The organism is Humibacter sp., from assembly GCF_051954055.1.
GTDB lineage: Bacteria > Actinomycetota > Actinomycetes > Actinomycetales > Microbacteriaceae > Humibacter.
This window is the reverse complement of record NZ_JBQCIE010000052.1, coordinates 1-13,716: the sequence shown is the minus strand read 5'-3', so window position 1 is coordinate 13,716 and position 13,716 is coordinate 1. Positions and strand designations below refer to the sequence as shown.

The following is a 13,716-nucleotide window of genomic DNA, read 5'->3' as shown; positions in this document are numbered from 1 at the left end:
GGCTGAGACCTCCAGGAGGAGTAGATGGCGATCGAGCGCAGGACTCTTCGCTCACAGGTTCGCGAAGAGTTGCTTGCTCGGATGCGTTCGGGCGCGGTGCGACCCGGCGAAGGCATCAACGAAGTCCAGCTCGCCGCCGAGCTCGGCGTGAGTCGCACACCGCTGCGGGAGGCCCTCATCGCCCTCGAGAGCGAGGGCCAGATAGAGAGCGAGAACGGCAAGGGTTTCCGCTTCGTGCCGCTGAGCGCGCGCGAGCTGGAGGAGCTCGCACCGATCATCGCGACGCTGGAGGGCCTCGCCCTCGACCTGAGCCCGGTCGAGGAGCTCAAGGAGCTGGGCAAGCGACTCGCGAAGCTCGCGGCCGAGTTCACGGAGAACGTGGCCGAACACGCCCTCGTCAACCAGCGCGACGACGAGTGGCACAATCTCATGCTCAGCGCTTGCCCGAATGAACGACTGCTGGACATGATCGCCTCCGTCCGCCTGGCCACCCATCGCTACGAATCGCTCCTCGTCGCAGACGACACGATGATCGACCGCAGCTCGGAAGAGCACGCGAGCATCGCGAGAGCCCTCGTCGACGGAGACGTCCCGGCCGCGAAGGTCGCGCTGTCTGCGAACTGGAGCAACGGAATCCAGCGGCTGCTGGCGGATGCGGGAATCAGGTGGGAACCCGTCGCGGAGTAGCGACCCGCCGGGGTCTCACCCCTTCACGGCGCCGCCGAGCAGACCGGAGATGAACTGCCGCTGGAAGATCGCGAAGAGGAGCATCAGCGGAAGGGTCGCCAGGAGCGAGCCGAGCATCAGGCCGGAGTAGTCCACGTGCGTCAGACCGATCATCGTGTTGAGCGCGACCGGGATCGTGTATTTGTCCGGACTGTTCAGCATGAGCAACGGCCAGATGAACGCGTTCCACTGACTGACGAACGTGTAGATGATCAGCGCCGCGATCTGCGGCCGGGCCACCGGAATGACGATGCGGTAGAACGTGCGGAACTCGCCCGCTCCATCGATCCGAGCTGCCTCCAGGAGCGTGTCGGGGAAGTCGAGGAACGCCTGGCGCATGAGGAAGATGCCGAACGCGTTGGCCAGGAACGGCAGGATCAGGGCCTGGTAGCTGTCGATCCATCCGATGCTCGCCATCATCTGAAAGAGGGGGACGAGGAGCACCTGCGTCGGGATCATCATCGTGACCAGAACCAGGCCGAGAAGCACCCCTCTACCGCGAAAGCGGAACTTGGCGAGGCCGTAGCCGCACATCACGCTCACCAGCGAGCTGAACACCGTGTAGGCGATCGCGATGCCGAGGCTGTTGAGCATGACCTGGGCGAATCCGGTCTCCTGTTGCAGTCGCAGCAGGTTCGCGAGCAGCTCGCCGCCCGGAAGCACCGGCAGCGGCGTCGCGAAGAGGTCGCTCGTCTTGTGCGTGGAAGCCGTGATCATCCAGAGGAACGGCACGATGCTGATCACGCCGCCGACGGCGAGCAGCGCATAGACGGGAAAACGTCCGATCACGCGGTTCATCGGGAATCCGCCCCTTCTCGTTCAGCCCGGGCACCGATGCGCCGTGTCGGGCCACCCCGCTTCTCGCCCCGCTCACGCATCAGCCAGAACTGGATGACCGAGATGACCGCCGTGATCACCACGATCAGCCAGGCGATGGCCGAGGCGTAGCCGAAGTCGAACTGCTTGAATCCCACCTGGTAGAGGTAGAGCACCGGTGTCAGGGTCGCGTTGCTCGGACCTCCGCCGGTGAGGATGAAGTTCTCGTCGAAGAGCTGGAGCGCGCCGATGGTGCTGGTCACGGTCGTGAAGATCAGCACCGGACGTAGTTGCGGGACGACGACACGGGTGAACGTCGTCCATCTCCCGGCGCCGTCGAGCTTCGCCGCCTCGTACAGCTCGGCCGGGATCGACTGCATTCCGGCCAGGATGATGACCATGTTGTAGCCGGTCCAGCGCCAGGTGATCGACGCGATCACGGCCACCATCGCCCAGATCGGGTTGTTCAGCCAGTCGATCGGCGGTATTCCGACCAGACCAAGCACCTGGTTCGCTGCGCCGCCGTCGGTCGTCAGCATGACGCGGAACACGACGGAGTAGGCGACTAGTGTCGTCACCGCCGGCAGGAAGTAGATGAGTCGGAAGCCGCCCTTGAACTTCAGCCAGGTCTGATTCAGCACGTACGCCAGTCCCAGTGCCAGGGCGATCATGATCGGCACCTGGACGATAAGGATGGTCCCCGCGTTGATAAGGCTCTGGATCAGTGTGGGATCCGAGAGCATCCGCGCATACTGCTGGCCGCCCACGAACGTCGCTACGCCACCCGATGTGCTGGTCAGCGATTGCCACATGGATGCCAGCAGCGGGTACGCGAAGAAGACGACGAAGAGCGCCGCGGCAGGCAGCACGAACCACATGCCGGGGCGCTGACGCTTGTGCATCAGCGCCCCCGCCGCGCGGTCCCTTGGCTTTCCGATCGAGACCCGTATCGGCTCTGCCCGAGACATGTCAGCCCGCGATCGTCCGCTTGGTCGCTGTGGCGATCTGCTTCGCCGCCCCTTCGAGCGCGGACTTCGGATCCTGACCGTTCACGACCGAAGCGACCACCGCGTTGTCCACGATCGTCGCCGCTGCCGGATTATCCGACGTGTAGACGACCGGCGGGATGTTCGCGGTCTGCTGGGCGAACAGCTGATAGACCTTCTGCCCCCCGAAGTACGGGGACGGCTCGGTGAAGAGCGGATCCTTCAGCGCCGGGAGGTAGGACGGGAAGATGCCCTCCTGCTTCATCATCGAGACCTGATTCGACTTGTCCGCCAACGCGTATTCGACGAACGAGGCCGCGAGCTGCGGGTTCTTGGACTGACTCGTCACCGCCAGGTTCGATCCACCGTTGTTCGAGGTGCGCACGTCGCTTCCCGAGAACTCCGGCAGCTCCGTGACGCCGAACCTGCCGGAGAGCTCCGGCATCTCGCTCGTCAGAGTTCCGATCCACCAGACCGCGTTGACGTCCATGGCCGAGTTGCCGTTCTTCGCCGCCGACACCTCGGCGTCCCAGCCCTTCACGTTGTTGATGAGCCCGGCCTTGTACAGCTGCTGCAGCATCGTGAGCGTCTTCACGGCCGCGTCGTCGGAGATAGTGATCTGGCCCTTGGCGTTGAAGATGCCCTGGCCCTGCTGCTGAAGAAGCGTCTGGAAGTAGCCGCCGGTCGACAGGTCCATGGTGAACAGCGTGTGGCCGGTGGCCGCCTTGATCTTCTTACCGACCTCGAGCATGTCGTTCCAGCTCGTGAGCGAGGACGGATCGACACCGGCCTGCTTCAGGTAGTCGGAGCGATAGAAGAGTGCGATGGTGCCGGAATCCCACGGCAGCGCGTACACCGCTCCGTCTTTGCCGGTGTTCGCCGCCCACTTGGAGGGGTCGAAGTCGTTCTTGAGGCCTGCCGCTACCGGCCTCAGATCGACGAACCCTTTGGGGAATTGGGTGACGTAACCGGGCATGTGATCGGTCTCGATGGTGACCACGTCGGGAAGACCGCTTCCCGCCTGCAGCCCGACCGAGATCTTGTCGTAGGCGTTGTCATACCCCACGTCGATCACCTTGATCGTCGTGCCAGGGTGACTCTTCTGGTAGCTGGCGCCGAGGCGCTTGAGTGCCGTCGCTGCGGTGTCCCAGGACCACACGGTGATGGACCCAGACACCTTGGCATGAGGGTCGAGCTTCGCGGAGGATCCCCCGGCGCCGACTCCGCCGGCCGCGCAGCCGGCGAGTGAAACGGCGACGACGGCAGCGACCGCCAGCGCTCTGAGCAGCTTCATATGACATCCTTGTCTCGCCACGCGTACTGAATATTGAATACAGTACACGGTCGAGGGTAGCGCTGCAAGGTCGCTAGGACGGCCTCTAGGCCGAGAGGCCCACCGCCAGGTCGATGAAGAGAGCCGCGGACCATCCGAATGCCGTTGTCGCGGTGCGCGCCTTCTGCCCCGTCTCAGGGTTGAAGTACTCGTGCGGGCCACCGCCGTCGATCACGAGCCGGACCGTGCGCTCGGCGACTTCGCGCGCCTTGGACGGCTCGCCGGATGCACGCAGCCCTTCGACGATGAGGGCATTGATGTTGATCCAGACCGGGCCCCTCCACATGCGCTCTGTCGAGAAGTCCGGGTCGTCTGCCGCGACGGTCGGAACCACGAAGGGCGTCGAGAACTTCTCCGGGTCGTCGAGCGTGCCGACGATGCGATCGCGGATCGGTTCGGGCAGGCGGCCGGTGAGCAGGGGCAGGAGACTGACGGCGGTGTACGAGTCGAGGCGCTTCCCACCGCCGACGGCCGGGAAGAATCCCCGTTCGCCGTCCCAGCTTTCGATGAGCAGTTCGAGGGTGCGAGCTGAGCGGCACCGGTGCTGATCGGCGCGGTCCGGATCGCCCTGCTTATCGAAATGCTGGGCGAGCAGATCGTCCTGCACGATCAGATAGGCGGTCAGGTCGGGGGAGGCGACGGGAAGCGCGGCGTCGAAGACGGGACTGTCGTCCAGGCCGGAGGAATACGGATGGCTGTACTCCGGCAGGCCGTCGCTGTCGCTGTCTTGATGACGGAACCACCATTCCTGCGAGCGCGCCGCCACCTCGTAGGAGCGACGCACCCAATCGGCATCCACTCCGCTCTCGGCCAGCTTGGCGATCGCCCAGGCCGTCAGAGGCGGTTTGGTCAGGGGTACCGGCGCGGTCGGATCGGCGGCCGCCGACGCATGTCTCCGCAGATTCTCTCGATCACCCGGCGGGAGATCATCGCTCGACGCCAGTACACCGTCGTCGTGCACCACGTCGGGCAGTTGCCCGAGCTCGGTCGGAAATCGCAGCGCGAGGTCCAGTTGTTCGCGGGCCAACTCGAGGTCGCCGTGCCTCAGGCCGGCGGCGATGAAGTAGGCATCCCACTGCCACAGCCCGACGTACCCGATCTTCGAAGGAACGACGGCCCGAGCGTGTCCCTGGCCCGGCAGCTCGACAATGTTGGCACCGAGCACCCACCAGCAGTCCCTGACCATGTCCTGCAGGTCCTCACGCACCACAGGACAGCGGGCGAACCACTCCGCCCAGATGCTCGCCGTCGCGGCCAAGTGCGCACCGTGATCTGGAGCAGGGCCGGGGCCGTCGAGCGTATTGAGAACGATGCCCCCGCCGCCGGTCTCACCGAGCTCGATCAGACCGCCATCCCGCCGTAACACACGCGCTCCGGCGAACCGCGTCCGAGGAGCCGACGGGAGAGGAAGGCTCCACCCGGATACCTCTTCGAGCGCGCCCGGCGGCATCCGCAGCTCCAGCGACCACGTGCCTCCGCCGTCGCTACCGACGCTCAGCGCACCCTCGCTGGCGAAGGTCAGATCGACGCGCCCACCGAACTCGATCCGCTCCGGGCGCACGGAGGTGATCGGCAGAGGTCGCTCCCGCTCGTCGAGAACGCGCAGTCGCTCGATCACGATGCAGTCGTCCAGGCTGCGTTCGTACTCCGCCACCCGCACGGTGAGTGCCTCGGGAGTCTCCGCGTCCCGGGCATCCGCGAAGACGAGCAGCCGGGCTCTCGGCAGAGTGAACGGTGCCTGCCGGAGGTCGGGGAACTTCGTGATGCCCAGGCATTCGCTCATTTGCCGCCGAGCCCGGACGCCGCCATGCTGTTGAGGATCTGCCTCTGGCCGATGACGAACGCGATCAGCATCGGCACGGTCGCAACGGCCGACGCCGCCATGATGAGCCCGTAATTGACCGAGCCGAATTGTCCCTGGAAGCTCTGCAGCAGAAGGGGCACCGTGAAGAGGTCCTGATTGTTGAGCATCACCAGCGGGAGCAGGAAGTTGTTCCAGGTGCTGAGCGCGACGATGATCGCGAGGGCACCGAGACCGGGACGCAGGTTCGGGAGCACCACGCTCCAGAAGATCCTCCAGCGTCCCGCGCCATCCACCAGGGCCGCTTCTTCCAGCTCATGGGGCAGCGACAGCACGAACTGCCGCATCAGGAACACCGCGAACGGGTTGGCCAGCGCCGCAGGGATGATCAGCGAGAGATGCGAGTCGACCCAGCCGAGCTTGGACATGAGCAGATAGAACGGGATCAGCGTCACCTGCATCGGGATCATCTGCGTCGCCAGGAAGATCACGAACAGCACCCGGCTGCCCTTGAACTTGATGCGCGCGAACCCGTAACCCGCCATCGAAGCGGTGATCAGGGTGCCGATGACGACGAGCACGGCGATGTAGATGCTGTTGACGTAGGCCTGCGCGAACGGCATGTCGTTCCACGCCTGCACGTAGTTCTGCGGAACCCACGGCTGCGGCCAGAAGCTCAACGGTGCGGTGAGCAATTGGTGAAGACTCTTGAACGAGGTGATGAGCATCCAGATGAAGGGATAGACCATCGCCAGGCCGGCCAGGACGAGCACGATGTGCAGAATCAGCCGACGCACTCGCCCCGCGGCGCCACCCGTCCGTATCACTGTGGTGGTTGTCATGGATAGCCCTTACTCGTAGTGCACGAACTTCTTCTGCAGGCCGAACTGAAGCGCCGTGATGACCAAGGTGATGGCCAGCAGGATGATGGATGCGGCGCTAGCGAGCCCGAAGTGGGACTGCCCGAACCCGAGGTCGTAGATGTGGTAGACGATCGTGCGGGTGGCGTTGTCGGGCCCTGCGTTCGCGGTGAGCACGAACACAATGTCGAAGGTCTGCAGCGAGCTGATGAACGCGATGACCGTCGAGAAGAAGATCACCGGCGACAGGAGCGGCAGTCGGATGCGCCAGAACAGTGTGAGAACTCCCGCTCCGTCGATGCGAGCGGCCTCGATCACAGAGGGCGAGATGTTCTGCAGGCCCGCCAGGAAGATGATCACGTTGAGCCCGAGCGAGGACCAGATCGTGACGATGCACACGGCGATGAGCGCCAGGTGCGGATCGCCGAGCCAGTTCGGCGGAGCCACGTGGAAGATGTTCGAGATGGTGGTGCTGATGGCGCCGTCCTTGCGGAACAGCTGCTGCCAGATCATCGCGATGGCGATGCTGCTCGTGACGCCAGGAGCGAAGAACAGCAACAGGTAGAGGGTGCGCGTCTTCAGCTTTTCGAGAGCGACCGCCACGATGACTGCGAGGGCGAGCCCGACCGGCACCGTGATCAGCGCGATGAGCAGGGTGTTGACGATCGCTCTGCCGAGCAGTGGGTCGTGCAGCTCGGTGACGAAGTTCGATACGCCTACCCATTGCAACGGATTGAGGCCGTTCCAGCTGGCGAAGGCGAGAACACAGGCGCCGATGAACGGAACGACCACGAACACGGCCATGCCGACGAGCTGCGGACCGACGAAGACGTATCCCCATCGCCGGTCGCGCCGGCGCCAAGGCGCCTCTTTACGAGGTGCGCTTGGCGCCGGCGTTACGGCGTCCAGAGTCTGGACCGCCGAGATCGAGGGAGCGCTCACGTTGTGCTCCTACGCACCCGTCTTGGATTTGATGAGCGCGGCCGTCTGATCGAGCGCCTGCTTCGCTGTGACCTTGCCCTGGTAGAGGTTGAGCATGATCGCGCTCACCTGGGTGGAGAGGCCGGGAACGTCCGCCTCAGGCTTCGGGTCCTCGAAGCCGGTCTTGAGCAGGGTCAGCATCGTCTGCGCGTGAGCCGGGTAGCCGTCCAACACGACGGACTCTGCACCGCTGATCGACGGCACGGCATTGCCGCCGCCCTTCAGGCGGAAGGTCTGACCCTGCTTGCTGAGGAAGCTGGTCCAGAATTCGAACGCTGCACTCTTCACCTTGGTCTTTGCGTTGATCGCCAGATAACTCGTCGCGACTCCGGTGGGAGCGGGCGTGCCGTTAGGTGTCGGCCACGGCGCGATGTCGTAGTTCTGCGGGTCGCCCGCGGCTTTGACGGTGCCGATCGTGTATCGACCCTGAACATAGAAACCGGCCTTGTGCGCCGAGAAGGCGGCATCGGAGCCGTCTCCGGTCGGCATCGTGTCTGCGACGACGAACTGTCCGTTCTGGAACTCCTTGCCGAGCGTGGTCATCGCAGCGACGCTCTTCGAGTCGGTGTTCGCGACGAACTTGCCGGAGCTGTCGAAGGCCTTCCCGCCCTGCGAGGAGATCCAGCTGTAATGGGTCGACCAGTAGTTCCAGAACATCGTGCCGATCAGTCCCGAGTCCTTCAGCTTCTGGTTCATCTCGAGGAACGTCCCTGTCGTCCACTTGCCTTGAGCAGCCAATGTTGCGGGATCCTCTGTGACGCCCGCCTTCTTCAACGCCACCTTGTCGTACCAGAAGACATCCGGGTTGGTGTCGTTGGGCTCGGCCAGGATCTGGCCCTTCTGTTCAGCCGCGCCGAGCAGACCCTCCGGGAAGTCCGACGGCTTCGTGAGGCTGTCCTTCGAGTTCATCAGCGAATTGAGCGGCATCAAGACGTTCGAGTGCACGAACTTCCCGATCTGATCGTCACCGATGTAGAACACGTCGGGAGCCGTGCCAGAGGTGAGCTCGGTCAGGAGCTTGGTGTGGTAGTCGCCATAGTCCGCGACCGGCTGCAGCTTGACCTCGATGTCCGGGTGCTGCTTCATGAACTGGGTGTCGAACTGACGATCACGCGTGAGTTCCTGAGGCGTACCCCAGGTGGACCATACGACGGTCGTCTTGCCGCTGCCGCTGCCGCTGCACCCGACGAGGGATGTCGCGACGATTGCTGCGGCTGCGGCCGCTATGCCGAGTCTGCGTAGGTTGATCATTCGGGCCATGGCTTTCTCCCCTTCGAGTGCGGTAGAGGCTCGGGGTTGGAACGGGTGTGCTTGAGGGCATTTGTATTCTGTATACAGCTCTGGATGATGTCAAGCCGCTCTTGCTCGCGTCCCTGTAGAGAGACTCAGGCCGCGTCGAGGCTCAGTCCCCGTCGAGCACTCGAGCAGCGAACGCGGCGACGTGCTCGCGCAGCGCCTCGATGCGCTCCGCCCGCGCCGCCTCGACGTCGTAGCCCTGGTAAGGAGCGGGATGCCTGCGGCGCACGTTCGCCGAGCACTCGAAGTTCTCGCACACGAGCGTTCCAACACTGTCGCCGTTGCGTCCGGCCTTGCCCGCTCGCTTGGCGCCGTAGAACGCGACGTCGTTCGGCAGGTGCACGTCTTCGCACCATGAGCACTGGGACTTGTGGCGACTGCGGGCATCCGCTCGCTTGAGCAGGATGCCGACGGGCCCGTCGGTGAGGCGCACGACGACGTAGGCGACGCCGTCGTGCTTGCGGTCACGCCAGCCGAGGTAGTCGATGGCGTCCCAGTCGAGGTCGGCGAAGTCGGCGGGCAGGGTGAGGTTGTTGCGTTCGCGGAGAGTGGCGTTGACGAAGCACGCGCGGATCTCCCGCTCGGTTACGGGAAGCATGGGTATTCCTGTTTCGGATTCGTGGCCGACCTGTTGGCCGGAATGGTGGATGAGGGGACGGCAGAGCCGCCTATCTGCCGCCGGCTGGGACGCCGGCGACCTCCTCACGCCCAGAGGGCGCCACGAAAACCAGGGAATGCATCCCGACACTCTATCTGCCGGCGCTTCGGGATCGCAGCGGAAATCGTGGGCCCGAGATGCCGCCATTTCGGCGGACCGCGGCATCTCGCGTCCACCTTTTCGCGGTTGCGGGGCACCAGTAGCGCCACCTCGCGAGCGTCGACGACGCGACACGCCGACATCCGTCGAAAAACTCCAACGAAGTGCGCGCTCGACTCTTCCGTCGGCCTCTGGAGCGTCCTAAGGTGGCACCCAGACTTTGTCGATTGACGCTGGGGGAGCGTGGACATGGCGAAACGGAATGTGGGGGGTGCCCGCTCGGTGACGCGGCGCACGGTCATACTGGCCGGTGCGCCGCAGTACGCGGGCGTGGCGATGGCGGCGAGCATCGTGCCGGCGGTTGCGCAGGCATCCGTGCCGGCTCGCGACCTGTATGCGGATGCCGTCGGTCACCATTTCGAGGCCGCCAGCGAGTACGGCAGCTACGACCTCACCCTCGCATCCGTGGAGGAACTGACCGGCGGCGCCGAGACCCGCTTCGGCCTGATGTTCACGGCCTCCTCGACCCCGCCGCCCGCCGGCGTCTATCGCCTCACCGAGCTCACGTCGTGCGCGGTTCCGGATGCCCAGCTCTTCATCGCGGGCTCGGAACGTTCGCGTCGCTCGGCTCGTCGCCACTCGTCGAGCATCACCGGCCGGCGCCCGTGATCGCCGCCGACGACCTGCGCTATCGTCCAACGATCGCCACCGACGGCCCGGCGCTCTTCAGACTGTTCCAGCAGGTGCACACGACCGAGATAGCGACGCTCGCCGTTGATGCGGCGACGCGGGCTGCGTTCGCCAGCATGGAGTACGTCGAACAGCGCGTGCGAACGTCGGCCGAGTTCCCGGATGCCGTCGACGTGGCCATCGAGACCGGCGACCGGCTCTGCGGCCGCATGATGACCGTGATGCGCGAGGGGGGCATCCAGCTCATCCAGCTCGGCGTGCTCGTCGAGCACCGCGGCCAGGGCATCGGCACGCTGGCCATGCGGCGCCTCGCGCGCATCGCCGAGGAGCACGGATGCCCGATCTGGCTGCGCGCGGACGCCGGCAGCCAGGACTGTCGCGGCTTTCTCGAACGCGTCGGCTTCAGCGTGAGCGGCCACGGCGGCCGGCTCCTCGTGGAGCCGGCGCGCGCCGTCGTCGCCGCGTAGAGCGCGGTCGACCGGTTTCGACTGCAGAAGTGGTTCCACGAGACAGCGCGGCGAACCACTTCTGCAGTTCAAAGCGACCGGGCCGCAGCCTGAGCTACTCCACGGGAGTCACCTCGAGGTGCTCGCCGTCCATGGCGAGGTCGACCCGCACGGTGCTGCCGTCGCGGATCCGTCCCTCCAGCAGCGCCGTGGCGAGGCGGTCGTCGATCTCGTGCTGCATCAGCCTGCGCAGCGGACGCGCCCCGTAGATCGGGTCGTAGCCGCGTTCCGAGAGCCAGGCACGGGCATCCGGAGTCACTCCGAGCTCGAGCCTGCGCTCGTGCAGGCGGGCCTGCAGCCGGTCGATGTAGAGCGAGACGATCTCGCCGAGCTCCTCTTCGCTGAGCGCGGAGAAGACGACGATGTCGTCGAGCCGGTTCACGAACTCCGGCTTGAACGCCTGTCGCACGAGCGCCTGCACCTGTTCCTCCTTCTCGTGCCACGACAGGGTCGGATCGATCAGGATCGGCGAGCCCAGGTTCGAGGTGAGGATGAGGATGGTGTTGCGGAAGTCGACCGTGCGGCCCTGCCCGTCGGTGAGGCGTCCGTCGTCGAGCACCTGCAGCAGGATGTCGAAAACCTCCGGGTGCGCCTTCTCCACCTCGTCAAGCAGGATGACGCTGTACGGGCGACGTCGCACCGCTTCCGTCAGCTGGCCGCCCTGCTCGTAACCGACGTAGCCGGGAGGGGCGCCGACGAGGCGCGAGACGGTGTGCTTCTCGCCGTACTCGCTCATGTCGATGCGCACCATCGCGTGCTCGTCGTCGAACAGGAACTCGGCGAGCGCCTTCGCCAGCTCGGTTTTGCCGACGCCGGTCGGGCCGAGGAACAGGAACGACCCGGTCGGCCGGTTCGGGTCGCTGATGCCGGCCCGTGAACCGCGCACGGCATCCGCCACCGCGTGCACGGCGCGCTTCTGTCCGATGAGACGTCGGCCGAGCTCGCTCTCGAGATTCAGCAGCTTCTCGGTCTCGCCCTGCATGAGACGGCCGACCGGGATGCCCGTCCACGCCGCGATCACGGCCGCGATGTCTTCCTCGGTGACCTGCTCGTTCACCATGCGCGGCTCATCCGGAGCGCTCTCGGCCTTCTCGGCCTCGTCGAGATCGCGCTGCAGCTGCTTGATGGTCTCGTATTCGAGCTTGGATGCCTTCGCATAGTTCGCCTCGCGTAACGCCAGATCGCGCTGGGTGATCGCCTCGTCGAGCTTCTTCTTGAGCTCGCCGACGCGATTCAGCCCCATGCGCTCACGTTCCCAGCGCGCCTCGAGCTCGGCGAGCTCTCGCTCGTGCTGCACCAGCTCGTCGCGGAGCTTGGCGAGACGCTCCTTGGATGCCTCGTCCTTCTCCTTCTTCAGCGCCAGCTCCTCGAGCTTCATGCGGTCCACCTGGCGCTTCAGCTGGTCGATCTCCACCGGAGACGAGTCGATCTCCATCTTGAGCCGGCTCATCGCCTCATCGATCAGGTCGATCGCCTTGTCGGGCAGTTGCCGCGCCGTGATGTAGCGGTTGGAGAGCGCCGCAGCCGCGACCAGCGCGGCATCCGAGATGGTCACTCCGTGGTGCGCCTCGTAACGACCCTTCAGCCCACGCAGGATGGCGACCGTGTCTTCGACGCTCGGCTCACCGACGTACACCTGCTGGAAGCGGCGCTCGAGCGCGGCATCCTTCTCGATGTACTCGCGGTACTCGTCGAGCGTGGTCGCACCGATCAGGCGCAGCTCGCCGCGGGCGAGCATGGGCTTGAGCATGTTGGATGCCGCGACCGACCCCTCGCCCCCGCCTGCACCCATCAGGAGGTGCAGCTCGTCGACGAACGTGATGACCTCACCGTTCGACTCGTCGATCTCCTTGAGCACGCTCTTCAGCCGCTCCTCGAACTGGCCGCGGTACATGGCGCCGGCGACCAGTGCGGAGATGTCGAGCGACACGAGCCGCTTGTTCTTCAGCGACTCGGCGACATCCCCGGCGACGATGCGCTGGGCGAGGCCCTCGACGACGGCCGTCTTGCCGACGCCGGGCTCGCCGATCAGCACCGGGTTGTTCTTGGTGCGCCGCGTGAGCACCTGGCTCACCCGGCGGATCTCGGAGTCGCGACCGATCACCGGATCGAGCTTGCCCGCCTTGGCCAGCGCGGTGAGGTCCACTCCGTACTGTTCGAGCGCGCTCTTCTGCTCCTCCTGAGTGGAGGGCGCGCCCTGCATGTTCGCCATCTACTTCTCCCCTTATGGTGGCGCGGCACCCGTTCGTCGTCGCAGCGTGTCGTCTGAGCACGATTCTGCGCCGAGCGGATGCCCGTACAAACTTGAGTCTACATGGCTCAACTTTGATTGTTGGCCCGCTATTCCCGTTACCCGCAGATGCGCGCCGGCTAACCCGATTGGCAGGATCGGGTTAGCCCTTCCGCGGCGCCTGGCGCATGCTGGAAGGGTGAACGCAATGCGTCGGATGGCGCTGCGCACCATGACGGACAGGAATCGGTCGTGGACGGCCGCGTGGCGCTCGATCGTCGAGTCACCGAGCCACCGGGCGGTGCACGACCTGCACCTGGCCGCCGAGCGTGGCGACGGAGCTCGCGTGGCATCGCTTCTGGCGCCGAACGTGGCCGTCGTGGTGGACGCCGGCGACGAGGAGCATCCGCGCGCGCACATTGTGCGAGGTGTGGACGATGCTGCGATGGTGCTGATGCACGGCCTGGCGAGCCGGCCGGGGCTCGTCGTTCTGGAGCGGCCGGTCAACGACCAGCCCGGGCTGATCCTGCAGCGAGACGGCGAGCCGATCGCCGTCATGACGATCGACTTCATGGCTCGCTGTGCGGTCGTGCTCTGGATCAGGCTGCACCCGGCGAAGCTGCGGCACTGGAACCACGTGTAGCTCGGGCTTCACGTCGCGGAATAAGACGGTTTTGAGGCCAAAAAACAGAAGAAAAAACGAATTGAATAAAAAACCATGTGTGTCGAATATA

13 protein-coding genes are annotated in these 13,716 nt (G+C 65.3%); 4 read left to right on the top strand and 9 right to left on the bottom strand.

The features are described from left to right. The first annotated feature begins 24 nt into the window (after positions 1-24). Positions 25-687, top strand: coding sequence for a GntR family transcriptional regulator (locus ACTHNC_RS06465; protein WP_440293773.1), 663 nt, complete (start codon positions 25-27; stop codon positions 685-687). 15 nt (positions 688-702) lie between these two features. Here the strand turns inward: ACTHNC_RS06465 and ACTHNC_RS06460 are convergent, their stop codons facing one another. The 8 genes from ACTHNC_RS06460 to ACTHNC_RS06425 all read right to left on the bottom strand — a co-directional run bounded on the left by ACTHNC_RS06460 (position 703) and on the right by ACTHNC_RS06425 (position 9,397). Beyond that, positions 703-1,524 (bottom strand): carbohydrate ABC transporter permease, encoded by an 822-nt coding sequence (locus ACTHNC_RS06460; protein ID WP_440293772.1) that lies wholly within the window; start codon positions 1,522-1,524, stop codon positions 703-705. Then, positions 1,521-2,444, bottom strand: coding sequence for a carbohydrate ABC transporter permease (locus ACTHNC_RS06455; protein ID WP_440293771.1), 924 nt, complete (start codon positions 2,442-2,444; stop codon positions 1,521-1,523). The genes ACTHNC_RS06460 and ACTHNC_RS06455 overlap by 4 nt, the downstream gene beginning before the upstream one ends. A 67-nt stretch (positions 2,445-2,511) precedes the next feature. Continuing rightward, positions 2,512-3,822 (bottom strand): ABC transporter substrate-binding protein, encoded by a 1,311-nt coding sequence (locus ACTHNC_RS06450; protein WP_440293770.1) that lies wholly within the window; start codon positions 3,820-3,822, stop codon positions 2,512-2,514. Between the two features lie 85 nt (positions 3,823-3,907). Then, positions 3,908-5,644: an amylo-alpha-1,6-glucosidase gene (locus tag ACTHNC_RS06445; protein ID WP_440293769.1), complete on the bottom strand. Its 1,737-nt coding sequence runs from the start codon at positions 5,642-5,644 to the stop codon at positions 3,908-3,910. Continuing rightward, positions 5,641-6,504, bottom strand: a complete 864-nt coding sequence (locus tag ACTHNC_RS06440) for a carbohydrate ABC transporter permease (protein WP_440293768.1) — start codon at positions 6,502-6,504, stop codon at positions 5,641-5,643. The genes ACTHNC_RS06445 and ACTHNC_RS06440 overlap by 4 nt, the downstream gene beginning before the upstream one ends. 9 nt (positions 6,505-6,513) lie before the next feature. After that, on the bottom strand, positions 6,514-7,464 hold the full coding sequence (locus ACTHNC_RS06435) for a carbohydrate ABC transporter permease (protein WP_440293767.1): 951 nt from the start codon (positions 7,462-7,464) through the stop codon (positions 6,514-6,516). 9 nt (positions 7,465-7,473) lie between these two features. Next, complete coding sequence (locus ACTHNC_RS06430; RefSeq protein WP_440293766.1) at positions 7,474-8,763, bottom strand: ABC transporter substrate-binding protein; 1,290 nt, start codon at positions 8,761-8,763, stop codon at positions 7,474-7,476. A 142-nt stretch (positions 8,764-8,905) separates the two neighbouring features. Continuing rightward, complete coding sequence (locus ACTHNC_RS06425) at positions 8,906-9,397, bottom strand: FBP domain-containing protein (RefSeq protein WP_440293765.1); 492 nt, start codon at positions 9,395-9,397, stop codon at positions 8,906-8,908. Positions 9,398-9,805: 408 nt separating this feature from the next. Here ACTHNC_RS06425 and ACTHNC_RS06420 point away from each other — a divergent pair, with 408 nt between their 5' ends. Both ACTHNC_RS06420 and ACTHNC_RS06415 read left to right on the top strand, forming a co-directional pair. After that, entirely contained in the window at positions 9,806-10,225 is a 420-nt protein-coding gene (locus ACTHNC_RS06420) for a hypothetical protein (protein ID WP_440293764.1), read from the top strand. After that, the gene (locus tag ACTHNC_RS06415) at positions 10,222-10,713 is read left to right on the top strand and encodes a GNAT family N-acetyltransferase (RefSeq protein ID WP_440293763.1); all 492 of its coding nucleotides are present in this window, start codon (positions 10,222-10,224) and stop codon (positions 10,711-10,713) included. The genes ACTHNC_RS06420 and ACTHNC_RS06415 overlap by 4 nt, the downstream gene beginning before the upstream one ends. A gap of 94 nt (positions 10,714-10,807) precedes the next feature. Here the strand turns inward: ACTHNC_RS06415 and ACTHNC_RS06410 are convergent, their stop codons facing one another. Beyond that, positions 10,808-12,964 (bottom strand): ATP-dependent Clp protease ATP-binding subunit, encoded by a 2,157-nt coding sequence (locus ACTHNC_RS06410; protein ID WP_440293762.1) that lies wholly within the window; start codon positions 12,962-12,964, stop codon positions 10,808-10,810. A 217-nt stretch (positions 12,965-13,181) separates the two neighbouring features. On the opposite strand from ACTHNC_RS06410, the gene ACTHNC_RS06405 reads away from it, so the two are divergent. After that, entirely contained in the window at positions 13,182-13,625 is a 444-nt protein-coding gene (locus ACTHNC_RS06405; protein WP_440293761.1) for a hypothetical protein, read from the top strand. The last annotated feature ends 91 nt before the right edge of the window (positions 13,626-13,716 follow it).

What these genes read in the sequence shown, in the direction of transcription:
- ACTHNC_RS06425 (WP_440293765.1), bottom strand. Translation starts at nt 9,397, where the DNA reads ATGCTTCCCGTAACCGAGCGGGAGATCCGCGCGTGCTTCGTCAACGCC.
- ACTHNC_RS06450 (WP_440293770.1), bottom strand. Translation starts at nt 3,822, where the DNA reads ATGAAGCTGCTCAGAGCGCTGGCGGTCGCTGCCGTCGTCGCCGTTTCA.
- ACTHNC_RS06445 (WP_440293769.1), bottom strand. Translation starts at nt 5,644, where the DNA reads ATGAGCGAATGCCTGGGCATCACGAAGTTCCCCGACCTCCGGCAGGCA.
- ACTHNC_RS06460 (WP_440293772.1), bottom strand. Translation starts at nt 1,524, where the DNA reads ATGAACCGCGTGATCGGACGTTTTCCCGTCTATGCGCTGCTCGCCGTC.
- ACTHNC_RS06440 (WP_440293768.1), bottom strand. Translation starts at nt 6,504, where the DNA reads ATGACAACCACCACAGTGATACGGACGGGTGGCGCCGCGGGGCGAGTG.
- ACTHNC_RS06410 (WP_440293762.1), bottom strand. Translation starts at nt 12,964, where the DNA reads ATGGCGAACATGCAGGGCGCGCCCTCCACTCAGGAGGAGCAGAAGAGC.
- ACTHNC_RS06465 (WP_440293773.1), top strand. Translation starts at nt 25, where the DNA reads ATGGCGATCGAGCGCAGGACTCTTCGCTCACAGGTTCGCGAAGAGTTG.
- ACTHNC_RS06430 (WP_440293766.1), bottom strand. Translation starts at nt 8,763, where the DNA reads ATGGCCCGAATGATCAACCTACGCAGACTCGGCATAGCGGCCGCAGCC.
- ACTHNC_RS06455 (WP_440293771.1), bottom strand. Translation starts at nt 2,444, where the DNA reads ATGCACAAGCGTCAGCGCCCCGGCATGTGGTTCGTGCTGCCTGCCGCG.
- ACTHNC_RS06420 (WP_440293764.1), top strand. Translation starts at nt 9,806, where the DNA reads ATGGCGAAACGGAATGTGGGGGGTGCCCGCTCGGTGACGCGGCGCACG.